The organism is Agrobacterium sp. ST15.16.055, from assembly GCF_027956555.1.
Classification (GTDB): domain Bacteria; phylum Pseudomonadota; class Alphaproteobacteria; order Rhizobiales; family Rhizobiaceae; genus Agrobacterium; species Agrobacterium salinitolerans.
Window position 1 is genome coordinate 123,200 of sequence record NZ_JAQKGN010000007.1, and the last position, 16,882, is coordinate 140,081.

Annotated in this window: 13 protein-coding genes, 1 tRNA gene and 3 pseudogenes; 8 read left to right on the forward strand and 9 right to left on the reverse strand. The window is 56.8% G+C overall.

Features of this window, described 5'->3' with window-relative positions; all coding sequences use genetic code 11:
• The first annotated feature begins 163 nt into the window (after positions 1–163).
• Positions 164–1,921 (forward strand): gamma-glutamyltransferase, encoded by a 1,758-nt coding sequence (ggt, locus tag PL599_RS12930; RefSeq protein ID WP_269823875.1) that lies wholly within the window; start codon positions 164–166, stop codon positions 1,919–1,921.
• 6 nt (positions 1,922–1,927) lie between these two features.
• Here the strand turns inward: ggt and PL599_RS12935 are convergent, their stop codons facing one another.
• Positions 1,928–2,632, reverse strand: coding sequence for an anti-sigma factor (locus PL599_RS12935; RefSeq protein WP_077983602.1), 705 nt, complete (start codon positions 2,630–2,632; stop codon positions 1,928–1,930).
• Positions 2,629–3,180 carry a sigma-70 family RNA polymerase sigma factor gene (locus PL599_RS12940; RefSeq protein WP_077983603.1) on the reverse strand — a complete coding sequence of 184 codons (552 nt, stop codon included), beginning with the start codon at positions 3,178–3,180 and terminating at the stop codon, positions 2,629–2,631. Before PL599_RS12940 ends, PL599_RS12935 begins: the two co-directional genes overlap by 4 nt.
• Before the next feature lie 184 nt (positions 3,181–3,364).
• On the opposite strand from PL599_RS12940, the gene PL599_RS12945 reads away from it, so the two are divergent.
• Positions 3,365–4,153, forward strand: coding sequence for a DUF4394 domain-containing protein (locus PL599_RS12945; protein ID WP_077983604.1), 789 nt, complete (start codon positions 3,365–3,367; stop codon positions 4,151–4,153).
• An 84-nt stretch (positions 4,154–4,237) separates the two neighbouring features.
• Here PL599_RS12945 and PL599_RS12950 read toward each other — a convergent pair whose 3' ends face one another.
• The 3 genes from PL599_RS12950 to PL599_RS12960 form a co-directional block, all read right to left on the reverse strand.
• Positions 4,238–4,378 carry a hypothetical protein gene (locus PL599_RS12950; protein WP_161596373.1) on the reverse strand — a complete coding sequence of 47 codons (141 nt, stop codon included), beginning with the start codon at positions 4,376–4,378 and terminating at the stop codon, positions 4,238–4,240.
• A gap of 55 nt (positions 4,379–4,433) precedes the next feature.
• Complete coding sequence (locus PL599_RS12955; protein ID WP_269823904.1) at positions 4,434–5,696, reverse strand: DUF2254 domain-containing protein; 1,263 nt, start codon at positions 5,694–5,696, stop codon at positions 4,434–4,436.
• A gap of 78 nt (positions 5,697–5,774) precedes the next feature.
• Positions 5,775–7,757: a BCCT family transporter gene (locus tag PL599_RS12960; RefSeq protein WP_077983606.1), complete on the reverse strand. Its 1,983-nt coding sequence runs from the start codon at positions 7,755–7,757 to the stop codon at positions 5,775–5,777.
• A gap of 289 nt (positions 7,758–8,046) precedes the next feature.
• Here PL599_RS12960 and PL599_RS12965 point away from each other — a divergent pair, with 289 nt between their 5' ends.
• The 3 genes and pseudogenes from PL599_RS12965 to PL599_RS12975 form a co-directional block, all read left to right on the forward strand.
• The gene (locus PL599_RS12965; RefSeq protein ID WP_244634994.1) at positions 8,047–8,793 is read left to right on the forward strand and encodes a potassium channel family protein; all 747 of its coding nucleotides are present in this window, start codon (positions 8,047–8,049) and stop codon (positions 8,791–8,793) included.
• A gap of 128 nt (positions 8,794–8,921) precedes the next feature.
• A pseudogene (locus PL599_RS12970) lies at positions 8,922–9,265 on the forward strand (helix-turn-helix domain-containing protein); the annotation flags it as partial.
• Positions 9,256–9,903: pseudogene (locus tag PL599_RS12975) on the forward strand (hypothetical protein); the annotation flags it as partial. The pseudogenes PL599_RS12970 and PL599_RS12975, both read left to right, overlap by 10 nt.
• A 418-nt stretch (positions 9,904–10,321) precedes the next feature.
• Here the strand turns inward: PL599_RS12975 and PL599_RS12980 are convergent.
• Complete coding sequence (locus PL599_RS12980) at positions 10,322–11,629, reverse strand: Nramp family divalent metal transporter (RefSeq protein ID WP_269823877.1); 1,308 nt, start codon at positions 11,627–11,629, stop codon at positions 10,322–10,324.
• 132 nt (positions 11,630–11,761) lie between these two features.
• Entirely contained in the window at positions 11,762–12,709 is a 948-nt protein-coding gene (locus PL599_RS12985; protein ID WP_165691241.1) for a dihydrodipicolinate synthase family protein, read from the reverse strand.
• 150 nt (positions 12,710–12,859) lie between these two features.
• Here PL599_RS12985 and PL599_RS12990 point away from each other — a divergent pair, with 150 nt between their 5' ends.
• The gene (locus PL599_RS12990; RefSeq protein ID WP_173991274.1) at positions 12,860–13,906 is read left to right on the forward strand and encodes a LacI family DNA-binding transcriptional regulator; all 1,047 of its coding nucleotides are present in this window, start codon (positions 12,860–12,862) and stop codon (positions 13,904–13,906) included.
• 771 nt (positions 13,907–14,677) lie between these two features.
• Positions 14,678–15,079, forward strand: a pseudogene (locus PL599_RS12995) (transposase); the annotation flags it as partial.
• A gap of 166 nt (positions 15,080–15,245) precedes the next feature.
• On the opposite strand, the gene PL599_RS13000 reads toward PL599_RS12995, so the two are convergent.
• Together PL599_RS13000 and cpdR are read right to left on the reverse strand one after the other, a co-directional pair.
• A tRNA-Val gene (locus PL599_RS13000) sits at positions 15,246–15,320 on the reverse strand.
• Between the two features lie 81 nt (positions 15,321–15,401).
• Complete coding sequence (gene cpdR, locus PL599_RS13005) at positions 15,402–15,764, reverse strand: cell cycle two-component system response regulator CpdR (RefSeq protein WP_003497910.1); 363 nt, start codon at positions 15,762–15,764, stop codon at positions 15,402–15,404.
• A 181-nt stretch (positions 15,765–15,945) separates the two neighbouring features.
• Between cpdR and PL599_RS13010 the strand changes: the two genes are divergently transcribed.
• Complete coding sequence (locus PL599_RS13010) at positions 15,946–16,830, forward strand: N-formylglutamate amidohydrolase (RefSeq protein ID WP_137411295.1); 885 nt, start codon at positions 15,946–15,948, stop codon at positions 16,828–16,830.
• Positions 16,831–16,882: the final 52 nt, after the last annotated feature.

Sequence of the window (16,882 nt, forward strand, 5' to 3'; positions counted from 1 at the left end):
TGAACGGCGCCGGCAGATCGTCGTTCCAGATTGGCTGATCACACTGCCATTAAAATCGAATGTTTGACCGGGAAGGGCAGTCGCCCGAGAGTTGATCTTAAGCGCCCCGCGAGATTTGCCCTTCTCACATTCATGGTTTGCGCCGCTTTGAAGGATGAGGCCGATGAAAATGAGATTTCTCTGTGAGGCTGTTCTCGCCTTGATGTTTTCCACCGCAATCGCCTCCGCCCAGCAGGCGTCCGACACGGTGGCGCCGGAAAGGGCAACCGGGCTTGCCACCGCCAAACGTGTCGAGTCGAAGAACTTCATGGTCGCCGCAGCCAATCCGCTGGCGACCAAAGCGGGACGCGACGTGATTGCGGCGGGCGGCAACGCCATAGATGCGATGGTGGCGGTGCAGACCGTGCTGGGCCTCGTTGAACCACAGAGCTCCGGTCTCGGCGGCGGCGCCTTCCTTGTTTATTACCACGCAGAAAGCGGCAAGCTGACGACGTTGGATGGCCGGGAGACGGCACCGATGGAAGCCACGCCAAAACTCTTCCTGGATGAAAATGGCCGGCCGCTTAAATTCATGAACGCGGTCATCGGCGGCCGTTCCGTCGGAACGCCGGGAACGGTGCGACTTCTGGAGGAAGCTCATAAACGCTATGGCAAGGCTGAATGGGCGAGCCTGCTGAAACCGGCGGAAACGCTGGCGACCGAGGGCTTTCAGGTGTCGCCTCGCCTTGCCTCTCTGATCGCGTCCGAGGGTGACCGGCTGAAGACATATCCAGAGGCGCGGTCCTATTTCTTTGACACCGCCGGGGCCGCGTTGCAGGCTGGTACTTCGTTGAAAAATCCGTCCTATGCCGAAACGCTTGCAATGATCGCTAAAGGCGGTGCAGATGCGTTTTACAAGGGGCAAATTGCCGAGGCCATTGTCAAAACCGTGCGCGAGGCGGCCGACAATGCCGGCGTGCTGTCGCTTTCCGACCTTGCCAATTATCGCGTCATCGAACGCGAGCCTGTCTGCTTTATCTATCGTGGGCTTGATGTTTGCGGCATGGGGCCGCCATCTTCTGGCGGTATCGCCATTGGCCAGATACTCGGCATGGCGGAGAACTTCGATCTAAGGTCGCTGGGGCCCAAAAATGTCGAAAGCTGGCGCATTATCGGCGATGCGCAGCGTCTTGCCTTCGCCGACCGCGAGCGTTACGTCGCTGACGCCGATTTCGTGCCGCTACCGGTCAAGGGCCTGCTCGACAAGGCCTATCTAGGCGAAAGGGCAAGCTTGCTCGACGGCGAAAAGGCCTTGGCCAAAGATGTCGTCAAGGCCGGCGAGCCGGAATGGGACCATGCGCTGCTTTTCGGCCGGGATGCCGCGCTTGAGTTGCCCTCGACGAGCCATTTCGTCATCGTCGACAGGCAGGGCAACGTTGTTTCGATGACGACGACGATCGAAAGCGGTTTCGGCTCGCGTCTGATGACGAATGGCTTCCTGCTCAATAACGAGTTGACGGACTTTTCCTTCAAGACCCACGATGGCGGCCTGCCGATCGCCAACCGAGTCGAGCCCGGCAAACGGCCGCGCTCTTCGATGGCCCCGACTATCGTGATGAAAGATGGAAAACCGCTGCTCGCTATTGGTTCGCCCGGCGGCAGCCAGATCATCGGCTATGTGGCGCAGGCGCTGATCGCCTATATCGACTGGGGCATGCCGGTTGAGGCGATCGTCGCCCAGCCGCATCTCATCAACCGGTTCGGCACCTACGACATCGAGGCAGACACCAGCGCGGAGGAGCTGGCAGGACCGCTGAAGGCGCTGGGTTACGAGGTGAAACCGGGTGAGATGAATTCCGGTTTGCATGCGATCGAGCTGACCGCCCAGGGTTTGGCCGGTAGCGCCGATCCAAGACGCGAAGGAGCGGTTCTCGGGGACTGAACACACCTATCGCGGCATTCGAGCAAATCCCTTTGCGAGAATGGGCCCGGTGGGCCTGCCGGTTGGCGAACCACCCGCCTGCTCGAGGGTGATTTCGTAGAGCTGATCGCTTCTGGGAGCCGGCAGAGCCGGCCCTTCTAGCTTTGCTGAACGCACACCCTCGATCAATCCGAGAGAAACGGGGCCGACCTCCTTCGAAGGTAAGGTCCACAACTGAATCGTCTTGTCGCGCGGCACTGCAAAATCAGCCAGCATCCGCACGGTTGCCTTCTCGTTTCCAAAATCCTCGACAACAGCCTTAACCTGACCGTTCTCATCAAGGAGCACGGCGATCACGAGCGGATCGATCGGGCGGGTAAGGCTGAAGGCCAGACCCGCGGCCAGGAGGAAACTCGCGGCAATGGCAGAGAGGGCGATGCCACGCCAGCTGTTAGACCTATTGTCGTTTGCTGTCTTGGGCGACGTAGCGTATGCAGCGCCGGTCTGCGGCAACAGGCGGGTTTCAATTTTTTCCCACAGGTCGTCTTTGATTGCGGCAGGTTCAACAGTGGTATCGAGGGGAAGAAAACGCTCGCGGCTTCTGGAGACTGCCGCCCGCAGAGCATCATCATGCACGAGTGCAGCTTCAATAGCCTCGGCCTCGAGAGCGTCCAGCAATCCCAGAACGTAGTCGTCGGCAAGATCGGGAATGTCTTTGCGATCAAATTTCATGCCATGCACTCCCGCAGAGCGATAAGCCCTCGCCTGATCCAGGATTTTGTTGTTCCCAGGGGAATGCGAAGCCTGCCGGCGATTTCCCCATGGGAGTATCCCGCGACATAGGCCATCAGGATTCCCTGGCGTTTCGTCTCGTCGAGACTTCCGAGACACTCATAGAGCCGCGAATTCCTGTCGAGTTTCTGCCAGACTGCAACCACCTCCGTTGCTTCTTCACCATCGCGAAGCATCTCGACATCCTCAACGATGAGCTCGCGTCTCGTATCACGGACAAGATTGAGTGCCCGGTTGCGAACGATTGCGTAAATCCACCCTCGTGCCGACCCCTGGTCGGCACGGTATTGATGAGCATGTGTCCAGATCCGCACAAAGCTCTCCTGAACGACCTCCTCGGCCAGTTCGCGCCGCTTGACAATGCGTTGGGCGACCGCGACCAGACGTCCGGCCTCGCGATCGAAAATCAAGCGCAAGGCGCTTTTATCGCCTTTCGCGCAGGCTGCAAGCGCCCTGTCGAGATCGTTCGGCACAGGGCCCGTCTGCATTTGAATCCTTTCCACTCGTGATCGAAAGCACCGTCAACTGTGCATAATACCCATCAGACAGGTTAATGGATGCACTTTAAAAATAATTTTTCCTGTCTGCATCCAAATGCGTTGCCCCCCGTGTCCTAGAGACGGAAGCGTTCAAACGACGCCTTCCGAATGGCTCAATTCACGGGAGAAACACATGCGCACTATCCGCCTCACTCTTCTCGCCTCAATGGCCCTGACGGCATCGGCAGGCATTGCCGTTTCAGCGCCGGTCCTTGGCCTCATGGGAGACAAGACCCTCGTCATGTTCGATACGGAGAAGCCCGCGGTTACAAAGTCGATGGATGTGACTGGTGTAGACAGGCTTGTCGGCATCGACTTTCGTCCGGGCAACAAGACCGTCGTCGGTGTGACGCCGGATCATAACATTGTCACCATCGATCTCGAAACCGGCGCTGCGACCGAGGTCGCCAAGATGGACAAGATGCTTACCCTTGCCGATGCGCCGGTTGTCGTTGATTTCAATCCTGCCGCTGACCGTCTGCGTTTCATGACGGGCACGACAAATCACCGCGTGCATCCCGATACCGGGGCCGTCACGGTGGATGGCGCACTCGCTTTCGAGGATGGCGACATGCATAAGGGCGAAACGCCAAACATCGTCGCCGCGGCCTACACCAACTCGACCGGCAAGCCCGAGAAAACGGCAATGTACAATATCGATGCCACCATCGGTGCCCTGATCCAACAGACAAAACCCAATGACGGAACATTGAAGGCGATCGGCAAGCTCGGCCTGAAGGAAATGCCGGCAAACTATGCCTTTGATATCCAGGGAGAAGAAGGCGGCAAGAACACTGCCTATCTCGCCGCGGGCAAGATGCTTTACACCGTCGATCTGGAGACAGGCGCTGCGACCGAAATTGGTTCCATTACCGGCGCCGAGGGTGAGCTGCGCGACATCACCGTTCTCCCCGCAATGTGAGCCTTTGTCGCGACAATGAAAACGTGAATGAAAGGGCTGCCCCCTGAATGGAGCCAGCCCTTTCCATCTGCACGGCCGAAAGGGTTACATTTCGGGAAGCAGGACCTTGTCTATGACGTGAACGACGCCGTTCGGCTGCTTGATGGCGACGATCTTGGCGTCACCCCGTAAATTTAATAGTTGCAGGAAAACATAGTCCAAGGCGCAAAGAGAACGTCTTGCCATTCGGTTATAATTCTCGTTCTTCCGCAGGAAGCAGAGGCCAGGCGAAACATCCTGGTTACGACTGGCTTTTGTTCAGCAGCGCTGCCGTATCTCGTAGCCTGGCCAAGTCTTCGTCAATCATTGCAGTTGCTTCAGAACGCTTGAGAGCGCTCGCCGCGTGCAGCATTGCAATCTTCTTGAACTCCGCATCGCCGAATTTCGATAGGGTAAGAAAGGCTTTCTGTAATCGAAGCCCGACTTCGATGATGGACGCCCCGTCTCGGGCGATGGGCAAGAAGAGGTCATCAAACAGGTCTTCAAGTCGAATTGGGGTAACGAAGAGCCGAGGATGCACCACCTTTGTTTTGCTGTCCTGCAAATCCCAGACGGACAGCACGCGTATCGCTCGGGAGATCACATCAATCGCAGTGCCGGGATCGTTGATAGCCGGTGAAAGCGCTCTGGAGGCAATTTCAGACAAAACCGCAGCCCCGAAGCGAGGATCCTGATCGAACGACCTGACATTACCAATAGTAAAAGCCGAGGCGATACGCTCGTAAACATTGTCATGAACCTCACCGTTAACCCAGGCCAGCGGAGTGTTGGGTGCAACCAGCTTGCCCGCTATCGCGACAATGAAAATGTCAAAATCGAACTCCTCGGCGATCTCGGAGAGAAGTGTCGCATCGACGTGTTGAACGTAGCCAACCTCGTTCTGGTGAATGGGCGTATTGGGCTCCCCTAATCTCGGGTCACCCTCAAGCAATCTGTGACCGCCGAGATTTGGCGTCTCCACCCATGCCGTCAGTGCTTCAATCGTTGTCCGTTCAACCCGCTCCGTGGTTTCGGTCACTCGCCCAAGTCGCGAAAGATGATCAATCCAGCGCAGCAGCGTGACGATAATGAGAACGATCACGCCGATGGTGACCACAAAAAGGATGAGGCGTCCGCGATCCCCGTATGCACCTGTCGTAAGCGCAATTATTCCGACCAGACTGAACAGGAAGGAGCCCACGAAGGTAGCCAGCACATTCTGTGTCGTACTGTCTTCCATGACCAGTTTCGTGGCTCGCGGCGTGACGTTGGTGGTGGCCGCGGAATAGGCGGAAACCATTGTGCTCAATGAGAAAGTCGTTACCGTCAACATGCTGGAGGCAATAATACCGAGAATCTTGTCAACGGCGTCCGCGCCTATTTTTGTTGGCAGTTCTTGCGGGATGTAAGGCGAAAGCGCGACGGCAAGCAGAGCAGTCACGACACCAGCCATGGAAAAAAGCGTTGCCCTGAACCATATCCGTCGAACGATCTGGCCCAGCCACCACCGCCACTTTGACTTCATCACTCGCCAGCTCCCTTCAAAAGCGACCACCCGGACCGTCGCTTGTGCCGGGTGGTCAAAACTCGTGCAATCCGAACATTATGCCGTGTGTTCCGGCGCGCCATGGACGAGCTGAAACTCCGGCGAGTTGACCAGATGCAGGTAGCGTTCAAATTGAATCAAGACATCGCTGATGATCTGATCCTGCGACATGCCCATCAGATCGTAACCGCTATTGCCGCTGGAGAAAAAGGTTCTCGCTTCGTATCGAAACTCTGCCTCGCCTGCGCGGATGGTGGTGAAGCTTGCAACCCGATGTTTCTGGACCGATACACCATAGATAAAGTCACGGACGTCAGACGCAGGAGATCGAAGGGTGACAACGCCGGCTCCCTCCCGATCTACCTCCGTCGGCCTCCCGCGCGACTGAAGTTCGGCAGCAACCTTGTCAAGCGCGGGTGCGACCTTGTCATCGATGAAGATCGCAACTTCTCTCTCCGTCGTGGTGCTCAGCATCAGAGCGAGCCTTCGTTGCCAGGTCTGACCAGAAGCGGGCTCCGCGGGCCCAACGTTTCGGCTGCTGTGCACCTCACGCTGCGCTAAATCCTGCTGCATTCCAAGATACAGCGACACGACCAAGGCCAGCATTACCACGGTAAAAGGCAATGCGCTGGCGACGGTTGCGGACTGCAACGCGGTGAGACCACCCGCCATCAGCAGGCATGCGGCAACGAGCCCCTCCATCGAACACCAAAAAATCCGCTGGCCCGTTGTCGTTTCCGTTTCACCGCCAGCGGCGATGGAATCCACCACGAGCGCCCCGGAATCAGCCGAAGTGATGAAGAATATGGAGACCAGCAGAACCGCCAGTGTCGAAGTGACGCCAGAAAGAGGCAAATATTCGAAGAAGCGGAAAAGGCCTACGGAAACGTCGTTCGAGATGGCGGCGCCCAGAGCGCCCGCGGCTACACCTGTATCAATGAACATTGCCGTGTTGCCGAAAACCGTCATCCAGAAGAATGTAAAACCGGCCGGGATGAACAGCACGGCAGCAACAAATTCGCGCACGGTTCTTCCGCGAGATATCCGCGCGATGAACATTCCCACGAACGGCGACCAGGAAATCCACCAGGCCCAATAAAACAGCGTCCACGAATCGATCCAGGGCGTGGGCTCGTAGGCGTAAATGTTGAAGGTTCGCAGGACGATCGTATCGAGATAGAGGCCGAGATTCTGCACGAAGTCCCGGAAGAGCTGTGTCGTCGGTCCGGCGATCAGCACGAAAAGCATGAGCAGTACGGCGACAACCAGATTGGTCTCCGATAATATTCTCACGCCTTTATCCAGGCCTGTCACAACCGAGATGGTGGCCATACCGGTCACCACGACAATCAGGACAAGCTGTACGCTGGTGCTGATCGGCAAGCCGACAAGGTGGTTGAGGCCGGCATTGATCTGCGCGACGCCGACCCCTAGCGATGTCGCAATGCCGAACATGGTGCCGACAATCGCAAAAATGTCGACCGCGTGTCCGATCGGGCCGTTGATCCTGTTCTTCAACAATGGATACAAGCCTGAGCGAACTGTCAGCGGAAGGTTGTAGCGGTAACCGAAATAGGCGAGCGACAAGCCAACGACGGCGTAAATCGCCCAGGCGTGTATGCCCCAGTGAAAGAAAGTCACAGTCATCGCTTCGCGCATTGCCGCCACGCTTTTCGGTTCGGCGGTCGGCGGCGCCATATAGTGGGTCATCGGTTCGCCAACGGCATAGAACATGAGACCGATGCCCATCCCGGCGGCAAACAACATCGCAATCCACGACAGGAAACGGAAATCGGGAACTGAATCGTCCGGTCCCAGTTTGAGCTGGCCAAACCTGCCGAAACACAATAGCAGCATCGCCGCCAGAAATACGCCGACAGAAAGCAGGTAGAACCAGCCGAAAGCGCCGAGAATGGAACCTTGAATGATACCAAAAAGTGCTTCCGCCTGGCCGGGGAGCACGATACCGATGGCGACGAACAAGGTGATGACAATCACCGACCCGTAGAACACCGGCGGATTGATGATGAACGATTTCATAGCTGCAATGGCCTTCCCTTATGCGTATGAGCAGATGGATTTTAAATATGCTCTTTGATTTTACCCCAAGTTTCGGCAAAAGATCATCACAGACTGTACATCTTCCGCTGTTGGAGAATGCGGAAACGACGATTTGGCTCCATATTCTTCCTCAATAAGGTTGCCGCCTTGCCGCATGACGCGCCTTTTGCTTGGCATTGACCCGGTCTTCACTCGCGCCTATCCGTTAGAAATGATATTCACGACAAAAACCAGAAGGTCCGTCTCGTCTCGTCTCGAAATCTTGCAGATGAAGTTGCGTCGTATCGAGCGCGGGCGCGACACATGGGCACTTCGTTGGCAAGCTGTGCTTGCTGTTATCGATGTCAGCATCATCTCGTTCTTCATTTTCGGGCCATTTTTGCGCAGCGGGCCTTCCTATCTGATCATTGATTACATGATCGCGGTGTGGATACTTGCCGAACTGTTCGCACGCGCATTCGCGACTGGCTCTTTAGGCGCGCTCCTCAAGAGGCCGATGACTTGGATTGATCTTGTTATTCTTGCCACGTTGTTGTTTCCAAACGCGCTTTTCAATTTTGCTTTCCTGAGGGCGATGCGTCTCTGGGCCGTGGGCGAAAGCCCGCTCTTCGCCGTCATCCTGAAACGGCTCGGTTGCCATCACTACAAGGACGTTGCGCGCGCATCACTTAACTTCCTCGTCTTCCTGTTCATGGTGACAGGATTTGTCTACACGACCTTCTTCTATCACCAGAGCGGTTTAGTCGGCTTCATCGACGCCCTTTACTTTACAGTCGCGACGATGACGACGACAGGTTTCGGCGACATTACGCTTCCTGGACCTCTCGGAAAACTGACCTCCGTGGTTACGATGATTGTCGGTATTTCTCTCTTCGTCAGGTTGGCGCAGTCGATCGTGCGCCCCCGCAAGGTACTCTTTCCGTGCGGAAAATGCGGACTGCAAAGGCACGAGGTTGACGCGGTCCATTGCAAGGCCTGCGGACACCTGCTCAACATTCCAAACAATAATGACTAATACGCGTCCTTACTGACTCGGCGTCTGTGGCAATCACTACAGGTCGCTCTCCAGTCGAGGCGCGCGGCTTCACGATGGACTTGCTTCGGAAAAGTGGAGAGGTTTTCTTGACTTGAAAGGAAACCGTTATGACGAAGAAAGTGGCCTTTACGAAAGAATACGAGCGTGAGGCTGTTCGCGCGGCCGAAACGAACGGGCGTACGCGGCGCGAGATAGCTGATGATCTTGGAATCGGGCTGTCGACACTGACGCGATGGCTTAGCCGAAGCGGGGATGTGGCTATGGATGATCCCGGACGTCGTGAAGGCGATGAAGATAAGGCGGCTGAACTCAAACGGCTGCGGCGGGAGAATGAGATTTTGCGTCAGGAGCGGGATATTCTGAAGAAGGCGACGGCTTTTTTCGCCAAGGAGGGAAGTCGATGAGGCCCCGCTTCATCGATCAGGCGAGAAAAGAGGTCCCCGCACATCGCCACCGCTTCTGAATGGCCATATCGACTGGACGATGATCAGTCAGGCCCGTGGGATCGAAGCCCAGCTGACGGCAGAACTGAAAAAGCAGCTCCGGCCAGGCTTGGATGCAATCATCCGCTGGCTCGGCGCACCACCAACAGCCGAAGAACGACGACCGCCAAAGTCGACAGTTAGCTCGGGCAAAATGGCGCCCGCCAGGAAGGCAGCTTCTGCATCCTCAACCAGGAAGCCGCAATGCGCGGCAACCGACGGTGCCTTTACCCGGTCTGCGTCGACACAGCGCGGGCCTGCACCAAAAGCAATAAGGCCCTTTCCCGGAAGCACTATTTGAAGCGACAAATGATCCGGCGAGCTTTCAGGACGCATTGAGATACCATATGCGTCGTTTCGGTGACACATATTGGCAGCTCCACCGCGCTATTGTTCATCTGGATGAGACATTCGATAGCAAGACGCTGCTATCCTGGATGCAGGGGGAGCGCGTGCCCCCGCTCCGTTGCCAGCTTTAATATCCTGCGCCGCATTGAGCGGCGCTATCGGTTGCAGGAATGATATTTCAAGGACAAGCTCGCACCAGGCGCGCTCGCTTTATGGTCATGATCTCGGCGATATCAGCCCGGTTGAGCGATGGCGCTTGTAGCTGACTGGCGAGGTGTTCATGCATGTGCGTCTATCGCAACCGCTCCTCACAAGGCGTTACCGTGACATCGCCCCATCGAGGGCCGTTAAGAAGCGTAGCGTGTCGTCGTCCAGCCCTGGGCGGTGCTGCGCCGCAGCGCCTGATCTAGCGATGTCGCGGACGTTAGCCCGGCCACCGAAATAGCAGTTCTCCGTCTTGAACGGAGACAAACGCGGGGCACCGCAGTTTTCTCGCGCGCCTACGACAATCTAAAAATTCGTCGCAATCGACGCAGTCGCCGACAGATCAAAAACTCGGTAATCAAGAACAAGCGGATGAGATCCAACGCCTACAATTCGGAGCAGACACCGAAGGCTGATAAGTGTGAACATGCACGGGGCTCAACCCCGTGCATGTAGTGAACCAGTTGACGCCTTCAACTGCCAAGCATGCCCGACAGCTTGTAGATGAGAAGTCCGCTTGCAGCCAGGATGGACAGAAAACCGCAGACGCCGAGCACGTTCTGAAAAGGCTTGTTGCGCAGCGTGCCCATCTCCCGACGATTGGAGATGATCATCAGCAGGCCCGCCAGGAACGGTGCCACCAATACCGTCATTGCCTGGGCGAAGATAATCAACTGGACACGTGACCCGGGTGCAAGCACGACCACCAGAGCGCCGAAGGCGAGTACGCATCCGACCAGAATTTTCGTCCGCAGGGCATCGAACGAACCGCCCCAACCAACGCCATCGGAGAGTAGCGTCCCGCCCGCGGTTGAATTGGCGAGCATGGACGAGAAGGCGGCGGCGAAGAAGCCAAGGACAAAGAGCGTGCTGCCGACGGACCCCGCCAACGGTTGAAACACATTGGCAAGCTGCATCAGTGTCTGCACACGCTCCCCCGTATGGCCGAGCACAGCGGCCGCGACCATGATCACGAGGCAGGTCATTATGCCGGGCGCAATAATGCCCGGGAGCGTGTCAGTGACCGTCGAGTCCCGGTACTGGTCGGCGCGCGTCCCCTTGGCACGCGTAGCGTAGCTGGTGAAAAACGCCGCATTGATGGAGAAGTTTGTTCCTACAAGGGCGATAATCAGGAGTTGGGCGCCTGGGGGGAAGCTTGGAAGGACACCGGTCGCGCTGGCGACCCAATCGGGTCGTGCGAGGATGGCACTGCAGACAAAGCCAATTGCCATCATCGCGACGAGAGCAAGCAGGATGCGCTCCACAACGCTGTATACGTTGCGCATCAGCAGGATGAACCCGACGGCAAAGCTGCAAACGAGCGTCCACAGGATCGATGAGCCCCCAAAAAGCATGGAGAGCGCAAGACCTGAACCCGCGGCATTTCCGACGGAAAAGCAAAGAGTAATGAAAAAGACACTGATACCGGCCAGCACACCGACGGGCTTGCCCAACGTGTCCTTGATCGTTTGAATTATAGAGCCGCGGGCGATGATACCGATACGCACGCTCATGTCGGTGAAGGCGATCATCAAGATCGTCGACAAGACGATTACCCAGATCAGTGAATAGCCATAGGCGCTGCCAGCCTCCACGGCCGAAGTCAGATTGCCGGGACCAAACTGCCAGGCGCCAGCAACGAAAGCCGGACCTATAAGGGCCAGGCGTTTGCTCCAGGTCAAGGCAGACGGTTTCGAATTCTCGACAGCTGCGGCGCGCATGGCCGGCAGCACGGAATCATTTTGCTCACGCACAGGCGTGTCCTCCTCCTCGAGCCACATACACACTTCGTCCTCCCGAAACGTGCGGTGGCGTGACATCCAACTTGATACAGCTCCTTCACGCTGTGCGTCGATCCTGCATCAAATACGGGCGAACTGGCCCCGCGTCGCCAGGAGCACGGGGCCGCGTGCTTATTCGGCGGCGATCAAGTCCTTGGCTCGACCGATTCCGGCAGCTTCAAACGCGGCGAAGATCTCAGCTTCCGCTTTTTCGCCCAGGTTCTTCAGCGGCTCGCGGATCGTTGCATGGTCGAGCACGCCGCGATGCACGAGGCCGAGCTTGAGTGCAACGGTGCCTTCCATATGCGAACCGCGGTGGTAGACGGCACGAGTGATTGGCAACAGACGCTCGAAGATTTCGCGAGCACGGGAATAATCCTGTGCCTTGCCGGCTGCAATCAGGTCGATGAGAAGCTCTGGAGCGATGTTGCCATATCCAACAAGCAGACCGTCGACATCGAACATAGTGGGAAGCAGCCACTCGTCATGGCAGCTGAGGATCTGAAGGTTCGAATTTGCCTTCTTGAGCTCAGGAATCTCGACGTACCACCGTTTCATATTGCGCACGCCGTTTTTGGTCGCGACAACGCCATCCTGCGTAGCGATCGCAAGCTGAGTATCCAGGTCGTAGCTTGCCCTGGTCGCATCCGGATACTGGAACAGGATGCACTGAAGCCCGGATTCCTGCCAGATCGCCTTATAGCGATCCTGCGGCGCGCCTTTCTGGAAGCCGAAGCGCAGCCAACCGTGATTGGGATAGACCAGCGCGCCGGTTGCGCCAGCAGCCTTGCACTTCTTTGCCTCTTCGGCTGCAACCTTCGTGCCTTCGCCAGTAATGCCGGCGATAATCGGAACCGCGCCATCGACGGCTTCGACGTAGGTTCTGACGAGCTTCAGGCGCTCTTCCTCGGTCAGGAAAGTGCCCTCCCCAGCGTGACCAAGAATGACTAGGCTCTTCACGCCATCCATGCTGACCAACCACTTGGCCAGGCGAGCATTGGCCGCGTAGTCGACTTCACCGTCGCGGGTGAAAACGGTTACCGGAGCGGGGCTCAGACCTCTCAAATCCATTGCTTGCATCGAACATCTCCTCCTGTTGTGCTCGCTGCCACTACTAAAGCAGCGTTGGGATCGTTATCGGGAACGTTCCCACTATCGTTTCCGAATATGTTGGAGTCAATCCCCATTTTGGTGCATGATCACGGTGCAGAATATTGATTGGTGCCAGTAATGAGCGACTTTGAGACAAAGACGGACGAGACGAGCCGACAGACGCGGGTGACAATAATCGATGTCGCATTGGCCGCGGGGGTATCGAAGTCCACAGTATCGCGCATACTCGACGAACGGCTGCCGCGCTCGGACAACGACACAGCGCGCCGGGTGCGAAAAATTGCAGAAGACATGGGCTACGTACGCGATGTGTCCGCCGCAAGTTTGCGGCGTGGGAGCACGCAGACAATCGGGGTCATCGTGCCGCGACTGACGGATACCGTCATGGCCATGCTTTACGAAGCGCTGACCAAAGCATGCAGCCGAAATGGCCGTTTTGCTATCGTAGCGACGACAGACGACCAGCCCGGTGCAGATCGTCTCGCCGCCGAATCGCTTTTGAAGCGGGGCGTAGACGGCCTGATCCTTTCGACGGCGCGGGAGGGCGACGATTTTGCAGATACGTTGGTGGAGAGGGGCATTCCCTTTGTACTGGCCTTGCGTACCGATGGCAGAAATCTCTCGGCCATAGGTGACGATCGGCTAGGGGGCTATCTGGCGACACGACATTTGCTCGATCTTGGGCATCGTAAGATCGGAGTGATTGCCGGCCCGTCCTATGCCTCCAGTGCCCGCCGGCGCCTCGAAGGTTATCGCCAGGCCTTTGACGAGGCTGGCCTCGCCGTGCACCCGGATTGGATCGTACCCTCAACCTTCGGAATAGATGCAGGAGCGCACGCAGGCGAAACGTTGATGCGGCTGAAAGACAGGCCATCGGCGATTTTTGCCGTCAACGACAATACGGCAATTGGCGCCCTATCAAGCTTATCGCGCCTGGGTCTTTCAGTTCCGGATGATGTGTCAATAGTTGGCTATAACGACATTCCAATCGTCAGTCATCTGCCGACCTCACTGACAACGGTGCGTGTACCTTTCGAACAAATCGCCTCTAATGCACTCGACTTGCTGACACACGGTGCCGCATCTGCAGATGACCGCATTCGCTTGTCAGCTCCGACCCTCATCCCACGTAAATCAACCTCCCTCGTCGGACTTCGACTCTGATCAACACACGTGTGTTCCGTGAGTGTTAACGACGGCGGAGCGATTACGAGGTAAGCGGTCTTGATTGGAATCGAACCCGCGACCATCACATCTGTAAGTGGAGCCCTTGATTTCAATGATAAAAAACTTAACTTGCAAACAGGTGTATGTTCCCAATATGTTCCAGGCTGGACGGCGGGGACGTTGTTAGACGCCTGGAATTCGATGACGGATCGCCGGCGCTATTTCACTGAGCCGCGCTGATTAGGAAAATATTGTAGCTTTCATCGCGCGATCGCATCCGAGGCCGACAGGGACACAAGACCACAGCTGATGAAATGCGTGCTGAGGTTGACAAGGACCGGTCCCGCAAATCCCGAGGAGCAAATGTTGCTATTCCACTCGGGGCGCCTCGAGCATCGTCTGGGCCTTGCTGATCCGGAAGCAATCCTACGCAGCGGCGGTTGCGTAATACCTATCCACATTGGAGGCATATCTTCTCGAAGTGGTTTGCATGAGGACTGAGTATTGATGACGCACCGGTCGAACCGGGGATTGGGACAACCCTTTCGAGCCAAGCGCTTCGTGCGCATAGAGGTGATTGGGATCCAATCTGCGGACTTCATCAAGGCCCGCGGCCACATGTGCGCCGCAGGTCGAGGCCTGACACATGGCTGCACCCGACCGCATCGAAACTTACTTTTTCCACTTGCAAAAACGGGGCCGTCCACACATGGCTCGGGAAATCTGCACCGCTAGAATAAGTGGAATTTCTGCCTGACTTCGGCTTAGATGCCAGGAACAGGAGATACCACGAGGAGACGACCGCGCCGGAACCAAAGCCTGGCTCTCAAGGCAAAGGTGGCGCTCGCTACGATCCGCGGCGAGCAGACTCTGGTGGAATTATCGCAGCAGTTTGACGTGCATGCCAACCAGATCAAACAGTGGAAAGACCAGCTCCTCGAGGGGGCGACAGGCGTTTTCGGCGATGAAGCCAAAGCAGAACCGGCGGGTCCAACCGTCGACGTCAAAACGCTGCACGCCATGTGACAAAATGCGTTTGCACGGAGATCGGCGAACGGACACTGGAGAACGATTTTTATCCGGTGCGCTCGGCAAGGCAGGATTGCTGGGCGCAAAGAAATGATCGACCGCGGGCACAAATTGTCGGTCGCACGCCAGACAAAGCTTCTCGCGCCGGATTACTCGAGCGCAGGTCGAATGGCCATAGACGCTTATTTCGAGTCGCTTGGCTTGTGACCTACACTGTTCCAAGGCTAGTTCACGTGTCAGAAGCGTGTCAGTCGCTAAAAATGAAAAATCCCCAGAAGGGGATTTCTCAATGATATCAAAATTCGGATGGTGGGCGTGACAGGGATTGAACCTGTGACCCCTACGATGTCAACGTAGTGCTCTCCCGCTGAGCTACACGCCCTCCGTGGCGGCGGATAGACCACAAAACCGGTTCATGCGTCAACTGCTTTTTTTCGGTTTTGTGAAGGTTTTTTGAGAGGCCTTACGCCACAAGGAGTTTGTTCACTTCATCCACGAGATCGCGCAGATGGAACGGCTTGGAAAGCACCTTGGCATCCTTCGGAGCCTTCGAATCGGCATTCAGCGCGACGGCTGCGAAGCCGGTGATGAACATCACCTTCAGGTCCGGGTCGAGTTCGGTGGCGCGCCGCGCCAGCTCGATGCCGTCCATTTCGGGCATGACGATATCAGTCAGCAGAAGCGAGAAAGGCTCTTCGCGAAGCCGGTCGTAGGCGCTGGCGCCATTGTCGAAGGAAGAAACCTTGTAACCGGCTTTTTCCAGCGCCTTGACGAGAAAGCGGCGCATATCATTGTCGTCTTCAGCGAGAAGAATTTTCTGATTCATCATAAGTGACCGTAACTACTCAATGTTTGGGATACCCTAGCCCGATTATAGGATTTTCACGGTAAATATCCTGTGAACACGTGAATCGGTATAGCGCTGCTTGGGCGATAGTATGGACTTGCCGCACCGTAACTGGCAACATGAACATCCCGATTGTTTGCGACATGGTAAATGGCACTGAATGGACTGGGTAACGGGTGAATATGAACTCTTCGAAGTAACGGAACCTGCCGTTCAGACCCTGCCATTCGTCTATAATTCCCCCCATAGCGGCCGCTGCTACCCCATCTCCTTCTTGGAATCGGCAAGGCTCGATTCGCATGAGATCCGCCGCTCCGAAGATCACTTCGTCGACGAGTTGTTCGCGGCGGCGCCGGAGATCGGCGCGCCGCTTCTTAAAGCGAATTTCCCGCGCGCCTATCTGGACGTCAATCGCGAGCCCTACGAACTCGATCCCCGCATGTTCGACGGCACGCTCCCGCCTTACGCCAATATCGGCTCCATGCGGGTCGCCGGCGGCCTGGGCACAGTGCCGCGCATCGTCGCCGAGAATATGGACATCTATGCCCACCGCCTGCCCGTCGACGAGGCGCTTTCGCGGATCGAGACGATTTACAAGCCCTATCATGCCTGTCTGCGCCGCCTGCTTTCACGCACCCACGCCAATTTCGGAATGGCGGTGCTGATTGACTGCCATTCCATGCCGGGCAATATTCGCGTCGCCGGCTCGAATCTGAGGCCGGATGTGATCATCGGCGATCGCTATGGCACCAGCGCATCCCAGGAAGTCTCCCGCGCCGCGCTGCATTTTCTCGAGGAACTGGGTTTCGTCGCGGTCTGCAACAAACCCTATGCCGGCGGCTTCATCACCGAACATTACGGCCGGCCAATCCGCTCTCTCCATGCACTGCAGATCGAGGTCAACCGAGCGCTTTACGTGGATGAAAAAACGCTTTTGAAAAAAGCCGATTTTCCCGCCATTCAGGCGTCGCTTGAAATCTTCATGCGCCAGCTCGGCGCCTTCGTTTCCGAATACGCGATAGAAACGTCGCTCGCTGCCGAATAGCAGCGCGAATCATCCGCTATTTCAATTTTTATCCCGTATCGTCTGGCGGCCC

What these genes read in the sequence shown, in the direction of transcription:
- ggt (WP_269823875.1), top strand. Translation starts at nt 164, where the DNA reads ATGAAAATGAGATTTCTCTGTGAGGCTGTTCTCGCCTTGATGTTTTCC.
- PL599_RS12935 (WP_077983602.1), bottom strand. Translation starts at nt 2,632, where the DNA reads ATGAAATTTGATCGCAAAGACATTCCCGATCTTGCCGACGACTACGTT.
- PL599_RS12940 (WP_077983603.1), bottom strand. Translation starts at nt 3,180, where the DNA reads ATGCAGACGGGCCCTGTGCCGAACGATCTCGACAGGGCGCTTGCAGCC.
- PL599_RS12945 (WP_077983604.1), top strand. Translation starts at nt 3,365, where the DNA reads ATGCGCACTATCCGCCTCACTCTTCTCGCCTCAATGGCCCTGACGGCA.
- PL599_RS12950 (WP_161596373.1), bottom strand. Translation starts at nt 4,378, where the DNA reads ATGGCAAGACGTTCTCTTTGCGCCTTGGACTATGTTTTCCTGCAACTA.
- PL599_RS12955 (WP_269823904.1), bottom strand. Translation starts at nt 5,696, where the DNA reads ATGAAGTCAAAGTGGCGGTGGTGGCTGGGCCAGATCGTTCGACGGATA.
- PL599_RS12960 (WP_077983606.1), bottom strand. Translation starts at nt 7,757, where the DNA reads ATGAAATCGTTCATCATCAATCCGCCGGTGTTCTACGGGTCGGTGATT.
- PL599_RS12965 (WP_244634994.1), top strand. Translation starts at nt 8,047, where the DNA reads ATGAAGTTGCGTCGTATCGAGCGCGGGCGCGACACATGGGCACTTCGT.
- PL599_RS12980 (WP_269823877.1), bottom strand. Translation starts at nt 11,629, where the DNA reads ATGTGGCTCGAGGAGGAGGACACGCCTGTGCGTGAGCAAAATGATTCC.
- PL599_RS12985 (WP_165691241.1), bottom strand. Translation starts at nt 12,709, where the DNA reads ATGCAAGCAATGGATTTGAGAGGTCTGAGCCCCGCTCCGGTAACCGTT.
- PL599_RS12990 (WP_173991274.1), top strand. Translation starts at nt 12,860, where the DNA reads ATGAGCGACTTTGAGACAAAGACGGACGAGACGAGCCGACAGACGCGG.
- cpdR (WP_003497910.1), bottom strand. Translation starts at nt 15,764, where the DNA reads ATGAATCAGAAAATTCTTCTCGCTGAAGACGACAATGATATGCGCCGC.
- PL599_RS13010 (WP_137411295.1), top strand. Translation starts at nt 15,946, where the DNA reads ATGGACTGGGTAACGGGTGAATATGAACTCTTCGAAGTAACGGAACCT.